The sequence below is a fragment of the Sphingopyxis sp. 2PD genome (assembly GCF_005503695.1).
Taxonomy (GTDB): Bacteria; Pseudomonadota; Alphaproteobacteria; order Sphingomonadales; family Sphingomonadaceae; genus Sphingopyxis.
Map to the genome: position 1 here is coordinate 1 of NZ_SCMU01000041.1, position 18,680 is coordinate 18,680.

18 protein-coding genes are annotated in these 18,680 nt (G+C 67.1%); 3 read left to right on the forward strand and 15 right to left on the reverse strand.

Translation table 11 applies throughout. The features are described from left to right. The 3 genes from tolA to pal all read left to right on the forward strand — a co-directional run. On the forward strand, nucleotides 1-352 hold a 352-nt coding region (gene tolA / locus FFS18_RS16625), incomplete at its 5' end, for a cell envelope integrity protein TolA (protein WP_502704186.1). Between the two features lie 5 nt (nucleotides 353-357). Beyond that, on the forward strand, nucleotides 358-1,722 hold the full coding sequence (gene tolB, locus FFS18_RS16630; protein ID WP_171005349.1) for a Tol-Pal system beta propeller repeat protein TolB: 1,365 nt from the start codon (nucleotides 358-360) through the stop codon (nucleotides 1,720-1,722). Between the two features lie 106 nt (nucleotides 1,723-1,828). Next, on the forward strand, nucleotides 1,829-2,347 hold the full coding sequence (gene pal, locus FFS18_RS16635; protein ID WP_171005350.1) for a peptidoglycan-associated lipoprotein Pal: 519 nt from the start codon (nucleotides 1,829-1,831) through the stop codon (nucleotides 2,345-2,347). Here the strand turns inward: pal and FFS18_RS16640 are convergent. The 15 genes from FFS18_RS16640 to FFS18_RS16710 all read right to left on the reverse strand — a co-directional run. Further along, nucleotides 2,334-3,104 carry a prepilin peptidase gene (locus FFS18_RS16640; protein ID WP_137871690.1) on the reverse strand — a complete coding sequence of 257 codons (771 nt, stop codon included), beginning with the start codon at nucleotides 3,102-3,104 and terminating at the stop codon, nucleotides 2,334-2,336. The genes pal and FFS18_RS16640 overlap by 14 nt on opposite strands. A 1-nt stretch (nucleotide 3,105) precedes the next feature. Then, on the reverse strand, nucleotides 3,106-3,822 hold the full coding sequence (gene gspN, locus FFS18_RS16645; protein WP_120215536.1) for a type II secretion system protein N: 717 nt from the start codon (nucleotides 3,820-3,822) through the stop codon (nucleotides 3,106-3,108). Beyond that, nucleotides 3,819-4,301: a type II secretion system protein M gene (locus tag FFS18_RS16650; RefSeq protein WP_120215535.1), complete on the reverse strand. Its 483-nt coding sequence runs from the start codon at nucleotides 4,299-4,301 to the stop codon at nucleotides 3,819-3,821. Before FFS18_RS16650 ends, gspN begins: the two co-directional genes overlap by 4 nt. Beyond that, nucleotides 4,298-5,443 (reverse strand): type II secretion system protein GspL, encoded by a 1,146-nt coding sequence (gspL, locus tag FFS18_RS16655; RefSeq protein ID WP_137871691.1) that lies wholly within the window; start codon nucleotides 5,441-5,443, stop codon nucleotides 4,298-4,300. The genes FFS18_RS16650 and gspL overlap by 4 nt, the downstream gene beginning before the upstream one ends. A gap of 1 nt (nucleotide 5,444) precedes the next feature. Beyond that, nucleotides 5,445-6,452 (reverse strand): type II secretion system minor pseudopilin GspK, encoded by a 1,008-nt coding sequence (gspK, locus tag FFS18_RS16660; protein ID WP_249340438.1) that lies wholly within the window; start codon nucleotides 6,450-6,452, stop codon nucleotides 5,445-5,447. Beyond that, a complete protein-coding gene (gene gspJ, locus FFS18_RS16665; protein ID WP_137871692.1) occupies nucleotides 6,449-7,060 on the reverse strand; it encodes a type II secretion system minor pseudopilin GspJ in 612 nt (203 codons plus the stop codon). Before gspJ ends, gspK begins: the two co-directional genes overlap by 4 nt. Beyond that, on the reverse strand, nucleotides 7,057-7,434 hold the full coding sequence (gene gspI, locus FFS18_RS16670; RefSeq protein ID WP_249340439.1) for a type II secretion system minor pseudopilin GspI: 378 nt from the start codon (nucleotides 7,432-7,434) through the stop codon (nucleotides 7,057-7,059). Before gspI ends, gspJ begins: the two co-directional genes overlap by 4 nt. Then, nucleotides 7,424-7,906: a GspH/FimT family pseudopilin gene (locus FFS18_RS16675; protein WP_137871694.1), complete on the reverse strand. Its 483-nt coding sequence runs from the start codon at nucleotides 7,904-7,906 to the stop codon at nucleotides 7,424-7,426. The genes gspI and FFS18_RS16675 overlap by 11 nt, the downstream gene beginning before the upstream one ends. After that, entirely contained in the window at nucleotides 7,881-8,387 is a 507-nt protein-coding gene (gene gspG / locus FFS18_RS16680; RefSeq protein ID WP_137871695.1) for a type II secretion system major pseudopilin GspG, read from the reverse strand. Before gspG ends, FFS18_RS16675 begins: the two co-directional genes overlap by 26 nt. 3 nt (nucleotides 8,388-8,390) lie before the next feature. Then, nucleotides 8,391-9,608 (reverse strand): type II secretion system inner membrane protein GspF, encoded by a 1,218-nt coding sequence (gspF, locus tag FFS18_RS16685; protein ID WP_137871696.1) that lies wholly within the window; start codon nucleotides 9,606-9,608, stop codon nucleotides 8,391-8,393. Then, entirely contained in the window at nucleotides 9,601-11,094 is a 1,494-nt protein-coding gene (locus FFS18_RS16690) for a GspE/PulE family protein (protein WP_137871697.1), read from the reverse strand. The genes gspF and FFS18_RS16690 overlap by 8 nt, the downstream gene beginning before the upstream one ends. Beyond that, complete coding sequence (gene gspD / locus FFS18_RS16695) at nucleotides 11,091-13,301, reverse strand: type II secretion system secretin GspD (RefSeq protein WP_137871698.1); 2,211 nt, start codon at nucleotides 13,299-13,301, stop codon at nucleotides 11,091-11,093. Before gspD ends, FFS18_RS16690 begins: the two co-directional genes overlap by 4 nt. 5 nt (nucleotides 13,302-13,306) lie before the next feature. Further along, on the reverse strand, nucleotides 13,307-14,188 hold the full coding sequence (locus tag FFS18_RS16700) for a type II secretion system protein N (RefSeq protein WP_137871699.1): 882 nt from the start codon (nucleotides 14,186-14,188) through the stop codon (nucleotides 13,307-13,309). Between the two features lie 304 nt (nucleotides 14,189-14,492). Beyond that, nucleotides 14,493-17,198 (reverse strand): TonB-dependent receptor domain-containing protein, encoded by a 2,706-nt coding sequence (locus FFS18_RS16705; RefSeq protein WP_137871700.1) that lies wholly within the window; start codon nucleotides 17,196-17,198, stop codon nucleotides 14,493-14,495. 81 nt (nucleotides 17,199-17,279) lie between these two features. Beyond that, a partial coding sequence (locus FFS18_RS16710) for a beta-helix domain-containing protein (protein WP_137871701.1) occupies nucleotides 17,280-18,680 on the reverse strand: 1,401 nt, incomplete at its 5' end.

An 18,680-nucleotide genomic window follows, 5' to 3' on the forward strand; every position in this document is an offset into this window, starting at 1 on the left:
GAAGGCACCCGCCAGCAAGGGTGCACCCGCTGCGGCCACCGCGGCCGAGGTGCGCCGCTCGATCGACGTCAGCATCAAATCGGCCGTCGCGCCGCGCTGGAACGGGTGCCGCATTTCGGGCGTCGATGTCGATCAGCTCAAGACCGTCGTCAAATTCCGCCTGACGCAGTCGGGCGCCCTCGCCGGCTTCACCAGCGTCACGACGTCGGGCGAAAACGACAGCAACAAATTTCAGATTCAGCGGCACCAGGAATGCGCCAAACGCGCGGTCGAACTTGCCGCACCTTTCGATCTGCCCGAGGATAATTACAGCTTCTGGCAGAATTACACGCTCGATTTCATCAAGAGGTAAGAGACATGTTCCTTCGCCCGATCAGCCTCTCGCTCGCGCTGCTCATGACCACCGCCCCGGTGCTTGCGCAGACCGCCCCCACCCCGCCCGCGGTGACGCCCACCGAACCGCGGGAAACGATCGAAGGCACGCTGTCGCAGGACCGCACCGTCATCGCTATCCCCGCGCTCGCCACCTCATCGGTGCAGACCGTCGCGGGGCTGCGCACCGACAGCCTTGGCCGCCAGATCGCCGAAGTGATCGCCGCCGACCTTGAACGCAGCGGCCTCTACGCCCCCGTCGGCCCCAGCGGCGTCCGAGCAATCACCCGCGCCGAGGTGCAGGCGCCGCGCTTTGCCGACTGGCAGGCGCGCAACGCCGAAAATGTCGTCCACGGCTTCGTCGATGCCGGATCGAACGGCAGTCTGATCGTCGGCTGTTACCTCTACGACACCGCGCTCGGCAGCGAGCTGGTGCGCAAGGGGTTCGAGATCCAGCCCGGCGACTGGCGCCGCGCCGCGCACAAATGCGCCGACGCGATCTATTCGCGCCTGTCAGGCGAAGCGCCCTTCTTCGACAGCCGCGTCGCCTATATCGCCGAGAGCGGCCCCAAGGGGAACCGTATCAAACGGCTGGCGATCATGGACAGCGACGGCGGCAACCACCGCTTCATCACCAACGGGCAGGCGCTCGCCATCTCGCCGCGATTCTCGCCCGATTACAAAAAGATCGTCTATGTTTCCTATTTGAACAACCGCGTCCGCGTCTTTATCTACGACGTCGCCAGCGGATCGCAGAAGCTGGTCACCGAAAGCGGCAACGCGACCTTTGCGCCGCGCTGGTCGCCCGACGGCACCCAGATCCTCTATTCGATGGCGGTCGGCGGCAATACCGACATTTATCGCATCTCGGCCAACGGCGGCACCCCGGTGCGGTTGACGAGCACCCCGGGGATCGACGTCGGCGGCAGCTTCTCGCCCGATGGGCGCAAGATCGTGTTCGAAAGCGACCGGTCGGGCAGCCAGCAAGTCTATACGATGAACATCGACGGGTCGAACCAGCAGCGGATCAGCTTTGGCGGCGGGCGCGCCGCGACCCCCGAATGGTCGCCGCGCGGCGACCTGATCGCCTTTACCCGCATGGGCGGCGGCGAATTCCGCATCGGGGTGATGACTCCGTCGGGCGGCAGCGTTCGGATGCTGACCAACAGCTGGCAGGACGAGGCGCCGACCTGGTCGCCGAACGGCCGCGTCATCCAGTTTTTCCGCACCACCCCGGGGCGCGAGGGCAAGTCGAGCCTGTGGCAAGTCGATCTGACCGGCGTCAATCTGCGCCGTCTGCCTACCCCGCAGGATGGATCGGACCCCAGCTGGGGGCCGGTGCTGCCGTAAGGAAAGCGGAACCAAAATCGGCCATCAGGGTTCCCATAATGGCATAAAATGGCGGCAAAATGGGCCGAGACGAGATTTTTCGAGCAACAACAAGAGGACAGACGACATGACGATACGCAAGAGCACCGCTATGATAGCGGCGATCACCATGCTTGCCGTTGGCGCCTGCGCGAAAAAAGCGCCCGATACGCTGCCCCCTGTCCCCGAAGGCACCGGCACCGATACCGGAACCGATACGGGCACCGGCGTGATTCCGGGGTCGCAGGAAGATTTCCTGGCAAGCGTCGGCTTGGAAGGCGACCGCATTTTCTTTGGCTTTGACCAATATAATGTCGACAGCGAGGACATGGCGACGTTGCAGACGCAGGCGCAGTGGTTGCAGCGCAACCCCGCGGTGCGCGTCACGCTGGAGGGCCATGCCGACGAACGCGGCACCCGCGACTATAATATCGCGCTCGGCGAACGCCGCGCCAATGCGGCGAAAAACTATCTGGCCTCGCTGGGCATCGATCCCTCGCGGATCAGCGTCATCAGCTATGGCAAGGAACGCCCCGCCGAACTCGGCTCGACCGAAGAGGCCTATGCCAAGAACCGCCGCGCGGTGACCGTCGTCATCGGGCGCTGATCAGCGGCCATAGCGGCACCGTCGCGAAAGCGGCGGTGCAGGCAAAGACACCGAAGGGGACCCGTCGCTGAACCAGCGGCTGGTCCCCCTTTCGTTGGGCGATCAGCGCCCAGATGATGCCGCCGAGGCTGGCAAGGAGCAGCAGCAGCGGCAGCACCTGCCAGCCGATCCAGCAGCCGATCGCGGCGACCAGCTTGGGATCGCCGCCGCCCATGCCCTCGCCGCCGCGCGCGCGGCGATAGGCCCAGGCCATCAGCGCGAGCACCGCGCCGCCGGCGAGCGCACCGATCCAGCGGTCGAGCAATGACGCATCGAGCAGCGGGCCCGCCAGCAGCAACCCCACCACCGCCAGTAAAGCGCTCAACCGGTCGGGAAGCCAGAAGTGCCGGGCATCGAGCAGCGCGAGCGGCAGCAGCAGCCAACCGAATAGCGCCCACAGCCAGCCGGACGTCCCCGGCATGATCGTCAGCGCAATCCCGCCGATCAGCGCCGATCCCAATTCCACTCGCCAGTGGAAAGGATCGATCGCTGCGCGGCACTTCTGACAACGTCCGCGTGCCAGGATTGCCGAAAGCAGCGGCACAAGCTCTGCGATGCCAAGCGGCCGCCCGCACCCATCGCATTGCGAGCGCCCCAGCACCGAACGCCCCACAGGCCAGCGCAGCACCAATGTCGCGACAAAACTGCCGAGGACCAGCCCGATCAGCACGGCGAACGCGACGCCCATGCCAAAGGGCAAGGCATCCAGGGCCGTCACGTCAGAAGCGACCCGTCGTCGCCAGTACGAAACCGCCCGAACCGGCCTTGAAGCCCAGCGTCGCCAGCGCCGCCGCCATCGCCGGATCGCGATCGACGTTGATCGCCAACCGGGCGCGATAAGCGCCGCTGCCGTCGAACGACAAGGTCAGCCGTTCCATCCCCGACTGGCTGGCCAGCGCCGCCTGCACGCGGCCGTTCGCACAGCCAAGCGGCCCCGCCAGCCCGCGCGACAGGTCGAGCCCCGCGATGGGCGCGCTGACCGCCAGCTGAATGCGTCCGCTGGCGCTGGTGCATTTTCCGGCGCCATCAAAGCGCAGCGTAGCGCCTTCGAACCGGATGGTGTCCACAGGAATCATCCCAAGCCCGCCCGACATTGTCGTCGTCCCGTTGACTTCGGATACCCCGCGCGGATTGCTGCCGTGCAGCCGCCCCGCCAGCGCGCCGAGCCGCGGGTCGGTGCGCGAAAAGACGAGTTCGGTATCGCCCTCGAGCAGCGCCAGCGGCGACAGGCTCGCGCGCACGGTCCCCAGCGGCAACGCGCCCAGCCGCGCTTCAACCAACTCGCCCGCCCACACCGAACCGCGCACCTCGCGCGCGGTCACCCCGGCGTCGGTCGCGCCCGACCATGCGAGCGCGAGCCGCATCGGAAAGGTGGCGACGATCAGGACGAGCGCCAGCAACAGCGCCGCGACGCCCCAGCGTTGCCGTACGCTCATTGGCCACCCTTCCGAAGTTCGGCCGTCAGTCCGACGGTACCGTCGGCGGCGGGCGTGATCGTCAATTGGTCGATAACAAAGCCCTGCCCCTCGAGCGACGCGAGCCAGTCGGTCAAGACCGGCGCGCGCGCGGTGGCGATGGCGATTGTCGCCTGCCCTTGTCCGCGCGCCTCGTTGCGGTCGAGCGTCAACCCGATTTCGCCCGCCGATTGCGCGAGATATTGGTCGATCGCGACGGCATCCACCGCCGTCGCCACCGATGTCGCGGGACGCTGAGCCAGCAATTGCACCTTGGCGGCGACGCGGCCTTCGCGTTCGATCGCGGCGCGATGTCGGCTTTCCAGATCGACGAACGCCGCAACCGCCGGGCGGCCAAGACCCCAGACGAGCACGCCGACCGCCAGCACCCCCGCGATCGCGACCAGCCAGCGTTCGCGCTGCGACAGCCCGGTCCACCAATTTTGCAGCCCTTCGGTCATGGCACCGCCCGGATCGTGATATTCGCCATCTGCTGGCCGTCGCTGCCCGCCATCGGCTGCGCGGTGACGCGATAGCCGCGCGCCTGGAGCGCGAGCAGCACCTGATTAATGTCCTCGACGCGCGGTGCGGCAAGTGTCGTCGTCAAGGTTCCGTCGGTGCGGTGCGAGAGCGTTTTGAGCGCGACCCCCGGTGCATCGCGCATCGCGTCGTAGAGCGCCGAAGCGGGGACCGAAAAGGCCAGCGGGCCACCGCCTGCGGTCGCCAAGCGGCGATCGAGTTCGGCCTCCGCCGCCGTCGCGTCGGGCGCGGTGACGCCCGCCTTTTTCGCCATCGCGACGACTGCTTCATCGGCGCGGCTGCTGTCGCGCGACAAACGAAACGCGTGGATGATCGGTATCAGCAGGCTGACGACCAGCAGCGCGATCGCCAGCCGCTTGACCAGCCGTACCAAGGCCGGGTCCAGCGACCAGCTCCGCCGCGGCTTCCACGCGCCGCTCAGCAGGTCGAGCGGGGGCGCTGCGAGCGTCAGCAACAGCGCGTCGCGCATCCGTTCGGCATCGAGCGGCGCAATCGCGTGACCGCCCGCGATCAGCGGATCGAGTTCGGGGTCGGAAACATAGGCGCGGTCGGTGGAACGGACGATCTGTTCGCGGCCGACCTCGGCCGACCACAGGCTGTCGGGTTCGGGCGGCGGCACCGCGGCGGCGGCGGGAATGATCGCGGCGGGAGACAGGCTGCGCGCCGCCAGCCAGTCGGTCCATGCGGTCATCGCCGCATGCGTCGTCACCGCGACCGGCGCCGCCTGACCCGCTTCCACCGGCTGGCCCGCGACGACGTGCAGCAGTGCCGCGTCGCCCAAGCTGGCTTTCAAGGCGTCGATCCGCGCCGCCGCCATCGCCTGCGCGGGCGCCGCTTCGGGATAGGCCAGCCAGCGCAGCGGCACGTCACACGCCGGAGCGAGCGCGATCAGCCGATCGTCGGCATCGTCGCTATGCGGCTTTTCCCACGCATCGACCCAGCCGTCATCCTGCCCCGAATCGACGATCACGCCATCGTCGACGCGCAGCCATGCGGGGTCGGGTGCGTCTCCGTCACCGAGCGCCACCACGGGGGGCAGCCAAAGAACCAGCGTCGCGCTCATCTCAGTCGGCTTCACCCCAGTCGCGCCGCACGACCGTCGGCGGCGCGAGCCCGGCCGACGGCGCACCGCCATTGGCGTCGATGAGCGAAACTGCCGTCAAAAAACCGTCCCCCATCGTCACATTCGTCGTCAAGCTCAGCCAGCGGCTCGTCACCCCGGCCTGCTCGGCAACGTCGGTCGGCGGGTCGAACCCTTCGAACGGCGCCGCCTCCCAGAATCGCACGCTGCTGCCATAGCCGCCCGCGGGACGCGCCGCCAGCGCCGCCCGCGCGTCGGCGAGCGTGATTTCGCCGGGGACCAGCATCGCGATCAGCGGCGCCTGCTCGGGCGCCAGCGTGTTGACGTTGAGCCGCACCGGCTCGGTCGCCGGCAAGACGCACATCCAGCGTTTCAACTGCGCATAGATTTTCGGACTGACTCCACGCACCGCGCGTAGCTCGCTGACATCGGCCATCTTGCGGTTGGCGGGCAGATAGGCCCCCGGCATCGCGCGATAGGCGTTGTCCTCGGCACCCAGCGGGCCTTCGTTGCTGTCGCTGTCGATCCAGTCCGCCGCCGCCCCCGCGATCGCCTGCGCCTGCCCCGGATCGATTCCGAGCAACGTCATCAGCTCGCCGAACTGGCGCATCGACCCCGACCGCTGGCTGAAGCGTCCCGGGGCGGTTTCGGCGACGAGGCTGTTGAGGTTGAAGCAATTATTGGCGTCGGCCAGCTTTGCCCGCCCCTCGCCGCCGGGCAGCGGCAGGACGAAATCGCGCCCCAGCCAGTCGCCGGCGAGCGTCAGTTTTGCGGGATCGCGCGCGACCAGATCGGCGACGCGGCGCAGGGCAATCTGTTCGGCGGCGAAGCTATAGGCGCGGCCCTGGTCGACCGTCGCCGCGCTGCCCGCGATACGTGTCGCCAGCGTCAGGCGGTCGAGCGCGGTCGCCGCGATCACCGCCATGACCGCGACCAGCAACAGGACGCTGAGCAGCGCGGCACCGCGTTCGCCGGGCGGACGGCGCATCATGGCGCCGGGCTTTCGGCGATAGGCGGCGGCGGTAGCGTTGGCGCGGTCAGGAACAGCATCGTCAGCGCCTCGCGCCCGCGGCGCGACACGCGCACCTCGACCGCGCGCGGCAGACGGTCGCCGGCTTCGGACGTCCAGCTGTCACCCCAATTACCGCGCTCGTCGCGGTATCGGACGGCAACGCCGGTTACATCGCCGATCAACCGGTCGCCCTCGCCGAGCGCGGTGCCGTCGAGCATCGGCTGCGTCGCGCGGCGCCACTCGCCGCCGACCAGCGCATAGGCGACGCGCTCGAGCGCGGGCCGCGGCGATCCATCGAGCGACCCGGTACCGCCATGGACAAAGGCAAAGCCGGTGGACGAACCGACAAAGGCCGGTACCACCTCGCCCGCCGGGCCGCGCGTCGCGCGCTGCACCGCTTGCGCCAGATCGTTCGCCATCACGGCGCGGAGCCGGTTGACCCCGCCCATCGCCTTTAGCCGGCTCTGAACCGCATCCTGCGTATCGACGCTGCTGCGCAAGAGCCCGACGCCCATCGCCGCGATCGCAGCGAAGATCGACAGCGCGACGAGCATTTCGACGAGGGTGAAGCCGCGCTCGTCCTTCATCGCGAAGGCCGGATGATTGTCAGCACTGCCTGCCCGCGCCCACTTTCAGGGCGGACGGTGAGGTCGATGCGCAGCAGGCTGTCGTCGGCGGTCCGCGCGACGCGCTGTTCGACGCGCCAGTTGCGTCCTGCATTGGCCACGCCGATCGCGCTGTTGCCGATCGTCGGCGGCGCGGGATCGGTCCACAGCTCGACGGCGCGATTTTGCGCAACGATACCCGCCATCGTGCTTTCGTCGAGGTCGCCCGCGGTGCGCACCGCATAGGCGTCGAGCCGGATCAGCGCCAGCGCGGCGATGCTGATGACGCTGAGCGCTACGAGCATTTCGAGCAAGGTGAAGCCGCTGTCGCGGGTCTGGCCGCGCTCACTGCCCACGGCTGACCTCCCCCGTCGCCGAGACGCGAACAATCTCGCGCACATCGCCGCCGGTCAGCACCACCGCCTGCGGCGTCGGGCTGGTGCCGACGCGATCGAACAATATGCGCGCCGCGCCCTGCCCATTGCCCGCCACAAAACGCACATCGCCCGGCCAGTTGCGCTGTTCGAAGGCGCGTCCGGGAAGCGGCTGCCAGTCGCCGCCGATCCGCCGTTCGAAGCCATAGCCCGACGGCGCGAAATTGACCGCGACGCTGCGCCCTTCGATCACCGCGACATCGCGCGCCGCGGCGAGGCGCGCGGCGAGCCGGTCGGCTTCGCTGCGTACGCTGCGTTCTTCGCCCGGAAGCGTGAGCACGACCGCGGTCGCGGCGAGCGCCATGATCGCCAGCACGACCATCAGTTCGACGAGAGTAAAGCCGTTGGCGTGGGGACGCGGGCGCGCCTCAGCTGTCGGCGCGAATATCCGCATTGTCGTCGGTCCCGCCGGGCGCACCGTCGGCGCCGAGCGACCAGACGTCGAACGCCTTTCCGTCCGGCCCCGGCGCCTGATAATTATAGGGGCGCCCCCACGGATCGGCGGGCAGTTTCTTGATATAGCCGCCGCGGCGATAGCGTTCGGGCTGCGCGAGCGAGGGCGGCGGGGTCGACAGCGCATTCAGCCCGTCGGTCGATGCGGGATAGGTCAGATTGTCGAGCCGATATTGTTCCAGCGCGCTTTCCAGCGTCGCAATATCCGCCTTCGCCTTGGTCACCATTGCCCGATCCTGGCTGGGCAGGACGTTGATCATCACGACGGTCGCGAGCAGGCCGATGATGAAGATCACGACCATCAGCTCGGTGAGCGTGAAACCGCGCTCGTCCTTCTTGCGGCGGCGGCGGACCGGTGGGCGGCCCTCGCCGGAAAAGGAGGTATCGAGCATCAGGCGGATCAAAAGCTGCATCAGCGACATTTATTATATTCCGGCAAGGTTCTGCAACTGAAGGATCGGAAGCAGGATGGCGAGGATGATGAGGGCGACGCACGACCCCATAAGGACTATTATGACAGGTTCGAGTAACGCCATCGAAGCCGCCGTAAACCGGTCGAATTCGCGCTCGAGATAATCGGCCGCGCGTTCGAGCATCACTTCGAGCCGACCCGCGCTTTCGCCGCTGGCGGTCATATAGACGAGCAGCGGCGGAAAGACGCAAGCGTCGCGCAGCGCCGCCGACAGGCTGCCCCCGGCGCGGACCTGATCGACGATCGTTGCCGTGGCACCGGCGAGCGCGGCGTTGCGGATCGTCGGGAGCGTGAGCCGCAGCCCCTCGACGAGCGGCAGGCGGCTCGACACCATCGTTGCCAGGGTGCGGGCAAAGCGCGCGGCATAAAGATCGCGGAGCAAGCGGCCGAGGAGTGGCAGGCGCAGCAGCCGCGCATCGACCCGCGCCTTGAACGCGGGCCGCCGCATCGCTGCCGCCCAGCCGAAACTCGCCGCGACAATGAGCAGCGCGATCAGCCACCACCAGTTCGCGGCAAAGCCCGAGATCGCGATCACCGCGCGCGTCAGGAACGGCAGTTGCTGGCCGGTGTCGGTGAATTGTTCGACGACGCGCGGGACGACAAAGATCATCAGCGCCGCGACGACCCCGATCGCGACCACCGCGAGTACGATCGGATAGGCGAGCGCGGCGATCAGCTTGCCGCGCACCTCGGCCTGCCGTTCGAGCAGATCGGCGAGGCGCGCGAGAATCGTCGTCAGGCTGCCCGTCGTTTCGCCGGCGGCGACCATCGCGCGGTAGAGCGGCGGAAAGCTGGCGGGCTGGCGCGCCATCGCATCGGCGAGGCGGCGGCCTTCGAGCAGCCCCGCGTGGACGTCGCCGATCACATCGCGCGCCTTCTCCGCCTCGCTCTGCCGCGTCAGCGTGCGCAGCGCTTCCTCGAGCGGGGCGACCTCGGCGAGCGTCGCGAGCTGGCGCGTGAAGAGCGCGAGTTCCTTGGACGACAAACGGGCGCGGCGAAAAGCAAGCAGCGAATGCCCCGCCGCCGGTTTCGCGCCCGCCGCCGCGACTTCGACGATGTGGAATTTGCGGCGAACGAGATCGGCGCGCGCGGCGTCGTCGTTCGCGGCGGTCAGCCGCCCCTTGCGTTCGCGGCCCTGGCTGTCGATCGCCACATAGCGATAATCAGGCATCGATTTCCTCGCGCCGCGCGATGCGGATCGCTTCCTCGGCGGTGGTCAGCCCCTTTGCCACCATCGCCCGCGCCGATGACGCCAGCGTCGGCGCTTTCAGGAAGGCGTGCTTGGTGATCATCGCCTCGTCGCCGCCGTTATAGATGTAGCGGCGCACCGTCTCGTCGACCTTGATCGCCTCGAACACGCCGATGCGGCCCTTGAAGCCGGTGCCGCCGCACTGGTCGCAGCCCTTGGGGCGCCAGATCACCGTGCCGATGTCGAGCCCGAGGATCGCGGCCATGCTGTTGTCGGCCTGCACCGGTTCGCGGCAATGATCGCAAAGTTTGCGCACAAGGCGCTGGGCGATAACGGCGCGGAGCGTCGAGGCGAGAAGAAAAGGTTCTACTTTCAAGTCTTTAAGGCGGGTTATTGCGCCGACGGCGTCATTGGTGTGGACGGTCGAGAGGACGAGGTGGCCGGTGAGCGAGGCCTGCACCGCGATGTCGGCGGTTTCCCGGTCGCGAATTTCGCCGACCATCACGACATCGGGGTCCTGGCGCAGAATCGCGCGGAGGCCCGCGGCGAAATCGAGCCCGACCTTGGCATTCACCTGCGTTTGGCCGACGCCGTCGACGGCATATTCGACGGGGTCTTCGACGGTCAGGATGTTACGCTGGCCGTCGTTGAGCTGTTTGAGCGCTGCGTAAAGCGTCGTCGTCTTGCCCGATCCGGTCGGACCGGTGACGAGGATGATGCCATTGGGTTCGGCGAGCGCCTCGCGCAAAATCTGGTCGGCGGCGCCCGACAGGCCGAGGACGTCGAAGTCGATCCCCGCCGCATCCTTGTCGAGGATACGCATCACGACGCGCTCGCCCGCGCGGCTAGGCAGCGTCGAGACGCGGACATCGACCGCTTTCCCCGCGAGCGTCAGCCCGATGCGCCCGTCCTGCGGCACGCGGCGTTCGGCGATGTCGAGCCGCGCCATCACCTTGATGCGGCTGACCACCACCGGCGCGACATGCGGCGGCATCCGCAGATGTTCGCGCAGCACGCCGTCGGTGCGCATGCGGACGACGAGGCCGCTTTCATAGGGCTCGATATGGATGTCGCTGACGCCCTGGCGCACCGCTTCGGCGATGATCGCGTTGATCAGGCGGATCGCCGGGGCGTCGTCGGCGCTGTCGAGCAGATCCTCGGCGCTCGGGATGCCAAGTTCGAGATCGCTGCCATCGAGCGAACCCGCCATCGCGGCGGCCGAGCTGTCGACGGCATAATGGTCGGAGAGCAGCCGGTCGAAATCGGCGGCGTCCGCAGTCGCGACGCGTAGCGGCTGCGCCAGATAGCGCTTGACCTCGATCAGCACCGCCGGATCGCTGCCTTCGCGCAGCGTTGCAAGCCAGCGGCCCTCGCCATCCGGCGCGATGACGACGCCATGGCTGCGCGCGAAGCCGTAGGGAATATCAACCGGCGCCGGGGGAGGCGCCGCCGGTTCGATGTCGGTCACGGATAGTCTCCGGTCGGCGGCGCGGGCGCCTGCGAAACCGACGGCGGCACGTCGGTCGAGATGACGCGGCCATCGGGACCGCGCAGTTCGGGCAGGTTGACCGGACCGACGGTGATGTCGGCGGCGGTTGCCTCGGTCGGGACCGGCGGGACGGCGCCCAGATAGTCGCGCACCAGCGTATCGATCGCGGGCTCCTCGTCCGGGTTCCGCTGGAGCTGGAAGTCGCGGATATAGCCGTAACGCCGCGCGGTGAGTGCGGCATTATCCTCGCGATTGCGCAGGATCGTCGGGCGGATGAAGACCATGAGGTTGGTCTTTGACCGGGTGCGGCTGCGCGATTTGAACAATTCGCCGAGCAGCGGAATGTCGCTCAGAAGCGGGATGCGTTCGATCGTCTTGCGCTCGTCATCGTTGAGCAGACCGCCGATCGCGAGGATTTCGCCGTCGTCGACGGTGAGCACGGTTTCGAACGCGCGCTTGTTGAGGATGAGGTCGCTGTTGCGCGACGACACCGGCCCGGCGACGCTCGATACTTCCTGGCGCAGGAACATCTTCACCTCGCCCGCGCCATTGACCTGCGGGGTGACCTCCAGCTTGATCCCGACCTCTTCGCGCTGAACGGTGCGGAAGGCATTTTCGAAATTGGTGCCGAGCTTTTCGCCGGTGGTGATCGGAACGTCCTGCCCGACGAGGAATTTCGCCGCCTGATTGTCAAGCGTGACGATGTGCGGGGTTGCGAGCAGGTTCGACGTCGTGTCCGATTTCACCGCGTTGATGATCGCGCCAAAGATCGTGTTCTTGCCGATGTCGCCCGCGAAGCCCGCGAAGCCGCCCGTCGCCTGCAACAGCGATGCTGCCGCCGCTTCCTGCAGGCTGTTGCCGAGCGAGCTGTTCGTTTGCGTGACCGTCGTGTTGCCGTTGACCGTCGTCGTTTCCTGCGACAGCTGGTTCGCGGCATAGGCGCCGCCGAGCGTCAGGATATTGGGCGACGCATTACTGTAGCTCGTCGCGACGAACGGGATATTCTTGCCGCCGAGCAGGAACTGGACGCCGAGGCGCTTCGCCGCATCGTCGCCGATCTCGACGACGATCGCCTCGACGAGCACCTGCTGACGCCGCGCGTCGAGCTGGCGGATCAATTCGCCGAGCATGCGCTGCACTTCGCTGTTCGCCGCCACGATGATCGCGTTGGCGCCCTCGTAGCGCGTGACGATCGCGGGGCCGCGGGTCGAAATGCTGCCGCTGCCGCCCCCGCCGACCGATGTCGCTTGCGCCGGTGCGGCGGCGACAGGCGCGCTGCTGCCGCCGGACGACGATGATGAGGAAGTAGACGCGGGGGGGAGACCCGCCTTTTGCGCCGGATCGCTGCCGCCGCCGATCAGCTGTTGCAGCGTCGGCAGCAGCGTTTCGGCATTGGCATGTTCAAGCCAATAGACGCGAAGCTCGGTACCGCCCGCCGCCTTGGCGTCGAGGTCGTTCGCCATCGACACGAAGCGCGCGACGAGCGCCTGATCCCCCCGCAGCGCAATGGCGTTGCTGCTATCGATCGGCACGATCGCGAGCGGCGCGCGCGCGCCCTCGCCCGCCGCGGGAACGAGCGCGGTCAGCGCCGCGGCGATTTCGCGCGCCCCAGCATTTTTGAGCGTGACGATCTGGCTGGTCGAGCTGTCGCGGTCGATGCTGGCGGCGAGCGCGCGGATGCGGCGAATATTGTCGGCGAAGTCGGCGACGACAAGGCTGTTGGCGTTGCGGTTCGCGGTGAGCGAGCCCTGCGCGCTGACCAGCGGGCGGAGGGTTTCGACCGCCGCGACCGCGTCAATATGCCGGAGACGGATGATTTCGGTGACGAACTGGTTCTGCGCCGCGCCGCCGCTGCCGATGCGGCCCGGCTGCGCGGCGGCGCCGTCGATCGGCTGGACGCGGTAGCTGCCATTGGGGCCGGGGACCGCGACCAGCCCGTTCGACCGCAGCGTCGACAGGAAAATCTCGAAATATTCGCTGCGCGACAGCGGCCGGTCGGTGACGACCGACACCTTGCCGTTGACGCGCCCGTCGATCACGAAGGTCCGCCCCGTGATTCGCGCCGCATCCTGGATAAAGGCGCGGATGTCGGCGTCGCGGACGTTGAGCGTATATTGGGCGGATGCCGGTACCGGAGCGGCGGATACGAGCGCGGCGGCGAGCATCAGGGACAGTTTGAAACGCATAAAACCTATTTCGAAAGAAAGATGGCGACGGGAACGACGCTGGCGCCGCGTTCGACTTCGAGCGAGATGCGCGCGCCGGGCGCGATCTGGTTGGCGAGCGCTGCGGCGTCGCTGGCCGACCCGATCGGACGGCCGTTGACCGAGCGGATGACATCGCCCGGGCGCAGCCCTGCGGCGCGGAACACCGCTCCGTCGCCCTGCGGCTGGACGACCAGTCCGGTGACGCGGCCATTTTCGGTCCGCGGCGCAAACCCGACCCCGGCCTTCAGCGTCGCGGGCGACATTTCGCCACTGGCGCTCACGCCGCTCGCCGCGCCCGACCCGACTTCGGGAGTCGGTGCGGGCAGCGGCGTCGCGGGCGTCGCGACCGGCGCCTCGCCGCTCTGGTCGAGGAACAGGCTTTCGCGGGCTCCGCCGCGATCAAGCAGGACATGATCGAAGGCGATACCGGCGAGCTTCAATCCCGGCGCAATCTCGTCGCCGACGGCATAGCTTGTCTGCACCCCATCCTCGCCCGCGATGATCGCCGAGCCGCCGCCCGTCGCCTCGTTGAGGTTGATCCCGAACAGGGTCAGCCCCGCCGACGTCACGGTCGCGGTGGCCGCACCCTGAGCGTTGCTGCGGAAAAAGGGATCGAGGCTGGTGAACAGCGCCCGCCGTTCGGCGGGCGAGGCGATGACCGCCGCCTGCGGTTGCCACGCACCGAGCGGCGACAAGGGGGTGATGACGGTCCAGAGCAGGCGGACGAGTTGCCAGACGAGCAGCCCGCCGAGCAGGCCGACAAGCAGCATCGGCCCGATCTCGCGCGGCGAGCGCTTGCCTGCGCGCAGCCAGGAAGGCAGCGCACGGGGCAACCGAACAGCCGATCCGGACATCAGCGTCGCCATTATTCTTCCCTGTCCCCCAACTGAAAAGCGGTCTCACGAATCGCCTAGGGGCGGTTGGTGACAATCAGTTGACCGGGAGATTACAGTTTTTTGACGGACGGGCGAGTCCGGTGCGGCGAGCTCGACGCATGAACGCCCTCCCCTTCAGGGGAGGGCAGCGAGACTTGCGAACTTGTTCGCTAGGCGCAGCGGGTGGGGGCCAGCGGCCTAGCGCAAGGCCGCTGGCCCCACCCCACTACGACTAGGCAGCAAGCTGCCAAATCTTCGTTGCCCCTCCCCTGAAGGGGATGGGCCAATACACCCGTCAGAACTTCAGCGAAGCGCTGAGCGAGAAAGTCCGCCCGAGTTTATAACGGTTAAGGAAGATGCGGTTGTCGCCACTTTCCTGCACTTCCTGATATTTGCGCCCGGTCAGATTGCGCGCCTCGAACTTCAGTTCGATCTCCTTGTTCAGCAGGCTCAGCCCCTGCCGCGCAACGAAATCGACCGAGATGCCGGGCTTTTCGCGGATGTCGGGCTGCCCCGACGGACCGCGGCTGGTGACGCGCGGGCTGGCGTAGGTGACCAGAATTGTCTGCTGCGACAATTTGTCCTGATCTTCGAGCCCGATCTGGAAGTTGATCAGATGGTCCGACTGGCCGGTCAACGGCGATCCGTCGAAGAAGAAGTTGCGGGCATCCTGCACCACGCCGTTGATGACGGTGGTGTCGCCGGCGCCGACCTGAATCTCCGACTTCGTAAAGGTGTAGTTGCCGATCAGCACCAGCCGGCGGCTGGCCCAGAAGGCCGCATCCGACAGCGTGTCGAGCGCGAAATATTTCTGCACCTCGATCTCGCCGCCATACAGCAACGCCTTGGGCGCATTGGCAAAGCTGGTGTTCGCGACCGAATCGGTGCTGAGCGAGGTATAGGCCTCGATCGGGTTTTCGATCTTTTTGAAGAAGCCCGCCGCGGTCAGCCGCTGATCCTTGGCGAAATACCATTCGTAACGCAGCTCGGCGTTCCACAGCTCGCTGTCGCTGAGCGACGGGTTGCCGCGGAACTGGCGGTTCGATTCAGGATCCTGATAGATTTGCGCGATCAGCTCGCGAAACTGCGGCCGGGCGATGGTGTTCGATGCGTTCATGCGCACCTGCATATCGGGCGCGACTTCCCAGGTCAGCGTGACCGCGGGCAGCCAATAGCTGTTGTTCAGGTTGGTCTGCGCGATCGCGCTGCCGCCCGACCCGAACAGGTCGATCGGCACGACGGTCTGTTTGGCATCTTCGTACCGGATGCCGACATTGACGTTCATCCCCGACACAAGTTCGGCCTGCAGCTGGGCATAGCCGGCGTGCGTCGTCAGCCCGGCGTCAAAGGCGGCGGTGCCGTCCTGCGCCGAGGTTTCGAGCAGGGCGATGTCGTAAAGCTGGATCGTCGCGTCGGACAGCAGATAGTCGGGGCGGAGCTGCGTCACCGCGACCGGCAGCCCCGGGGCGCGGAACTGGAACGCCCGGCGCACCGCGGTGCGGCTGGTGTCGGTATAGGCGTAGCCGACCGTCGCGGTGATCTGCGGTGCCAGCTCGTACGACAGATCGACGCCGCCCGACCACAGATTTTCGTTGAGGTCCGAAAATGCGATCGTCGCATCGCCGCGGTTGCCGCCGAGATCGTTGACGAACTTGTCACCGGTGGGATCCTGCGTCGTCGGCAGATTGGTGCGGACATAGGTAAAGCCGCGCTCATAGGGCGCTTCGCGCTGCGAATTGGCATAGGCGCCGCGCAGGTCGAGTTTCAGCGCGTCGAACTGGAATTCGCCCACCAGCTGGGTATTGATCAGCTGGCGTTCGTACCAGGCGGTGTCCTGCTTCATGATGTCGCGGCCGACCTGGTTCGCGTCGGTCCCGAGCCCCAGCCGCGCCTGCTTCAACGTGTCGCGGATATAAAGGTTGGTCCACCGCAGCTTGTGATCGCCGAGTTCGAGCCCGAAGCCGATCAGGCCGTTCACGACGATGCGATTGTCGGTGATGACGCGGTTGTAGCTGGTCTGCGGATCGCCCGCGAGATCGAGGTTGAGCGTGGTCTGCTGCAACGTGTCGCGGGTGCGCCACTTGTTGCTGATCCCCGCGGTCGCGATGATCCCCAACTCGCCATCGGCAAAGGAGATCGTCGTGCCGCCGGTGATCCCCGCCGACCAGTTGACCGGGATATGGTTATTTTGTTGCAGCAGCGTCGTTTCGGCGTTGACCAGCTCCATCTGGATCGCTTCCAGATCGTCCTGGCTGTAATCGGCGCCCTCGAGGATCGGCTTGCCGCTGGCAAAGGCGGCTTTCAGCAGCGGCGGCACGTCGCGAGTGCCGTCGTCGAAACCGGTCCAGTCGGTGTCGCTGCCATAATAGGTATAGCCGAGCTCGTTCGTCGTCTCGCTGTCCCAGCCGATGCCGCCGCTGAAGGTCAGAAAGGGTTCGCGCGGGGTCGATTTGGTGGTGAGGTTGATCACGCCGCCGCCGAATTCGCCGGGGAAGTTCGCCGAATAGCTTTTCTGGACCAGCGTCGAATCGATGACGTTCGAGGGGAAGATGTCGAGCGGAACGACACGCTTCAGCGGTTCGGGGCTGGGCAGCGGCGAACCGTTCAGAAGCGCGAGCGAATAGCGGTCGCCTAGACCGCGGACATAGACGAAGCCGCTGCCGACGACCGACAAGCCGGTGACGCGCTGGAGCGAGCCCGAAATATCGCCCTCGCCGGTACGCGCGATGTCGGCCGACGACAGCACCGACACGACTTCGGGTGTCGCGCGGACGATATTGGGGGTGTAGCGGCCGGTGACGACGATTTCCTGGTCGGCGCCGCCGGGGATCGAAATGTCGCCGTCCTCGTCCTGCGCCGCAGCTTCGTCGGCGACCGGCTCGTCGACGGCGGTGGGCGTATCGGCGGCGGGTTCGGCGCTGGCGTCCTGCGCGAGCGCAGCGGGCGCAACGAGCGCGGAGCTGAGAAGAAGCAGGCTGGCGAAGATCGGCCGCTTGGTCATGGTGAAAGTCCCCAAGGAATATGCAGGAAGGGAGCGGGCCAGCCCGTCAGGCGTGCCCGCTCCCCAATGGATCGCGAGCGATCAGGTCGTCGGGATGGCGCTGCAGCTGCCGCTGGCGGTGCCGAAGTTCGCCGTCGACGAGTTGCACGTCCAACCCTGGTACCAGGTGTCGTTGGCGTCGCGGACGGCGCCGACATAGGCGGTGGTGTCGAAGAAGGCGTTCAGCGTCTTGGCGTTGAACGGCGTGAAGCCGGTTTCGGTCGCGCCATTGACGAACAGGTTGGTCAGCGTCGGCACATAGTTCGACCGGTTGTTCGTCCCGCCGTCGAAGATCGCCTGCACCTGCGCGTCGGTGACGCCGCTGGTGCCGCGGAACGGCGAGGCGTTGCACTGCATCGACACCGAACGGAACACCGGCGGTCCCTGTTCGTCGGCCGCGGCGCCCGCAGCCTGCACCGTCGTCGCGCTGTTCATGCCAAGGCAGCGGAAGCCCGGCGCCACGATCAGCCCGTTGGCGAAGGTATAGTCGGCGCCGCCACGGATCAGGATCGACACGCCGTTGCCCGCCGCATTGTTGCGGTGGATATAGGTGAAGTTCGACAGGTTCACGCGCTGGCGCGGCGAGGTGTCTTCGTTGCCGTTCGAGTCGATTTCCATCATCGAGTCGCCGACCGCACCGCCTTCGCGCTGCACGCCGATGACATATTGGATGTTGCCCTGATAACCGACGTCGGTGTCGAGCCCGTCATCTTCGGCGCCGGTCACCACCAGATGCTTCATGTTGACGCGGCCGCCGAACACTTCGATGCCGTCGTCCGAGCTGTTGTGGATCTGGACATGGTCGATCTGGGTGCCGGTGCCAACGCCCGAGGGGGTCAGCCCCTGCAATTCGCTGTTGCCCGACAGGACGAAGCCCGAATAGCGGATCTGGACATAGGACATGCGGCCCGAATTGTCGGCTACCTGCGCACCGCCATACAGCGCGTTCGACGTGCCTTCAGTGTCGCGCTCGCACGCCGCGGTGCCGGGAGTCGCGCCGGGGGCGAGGCAGTCGGTGATCGGCGCGCGGCCGAGCAGCACGATGCCGCCCCACAGCTGCGAGGTCTGGTCGTTCGCCGAGCCGACGACGTTGCCACGGCCCGTGAAAATGATCGGCTGGGTCGGGGTGCCGACCGCGTCGATGCGGTTGCCGCGGTTGACGGCGAGGAAGGACACGCCGGTCGCACCGAAAACGGTGACGCCCGGATCGATCGTCAGCGTGACGACATTGTTGGTGCTGGTCGCGCCCTGGTCGGTGCCGACATCGACGCGGCCGGGGAGCGAATAGATGACGCCCGCGACCTTCGGGATCGCGGTCGTCGCGGTGAAGCGCGTCGGGAAACCGCAATTGCGCCATTCGCCGCCGGGACCGGTGATCGTGCCGAGGTTCGACAGCTGGTCGGGACCGGCGATGGTCGGGCAGTTGGCGGCGGGGGTAACGCC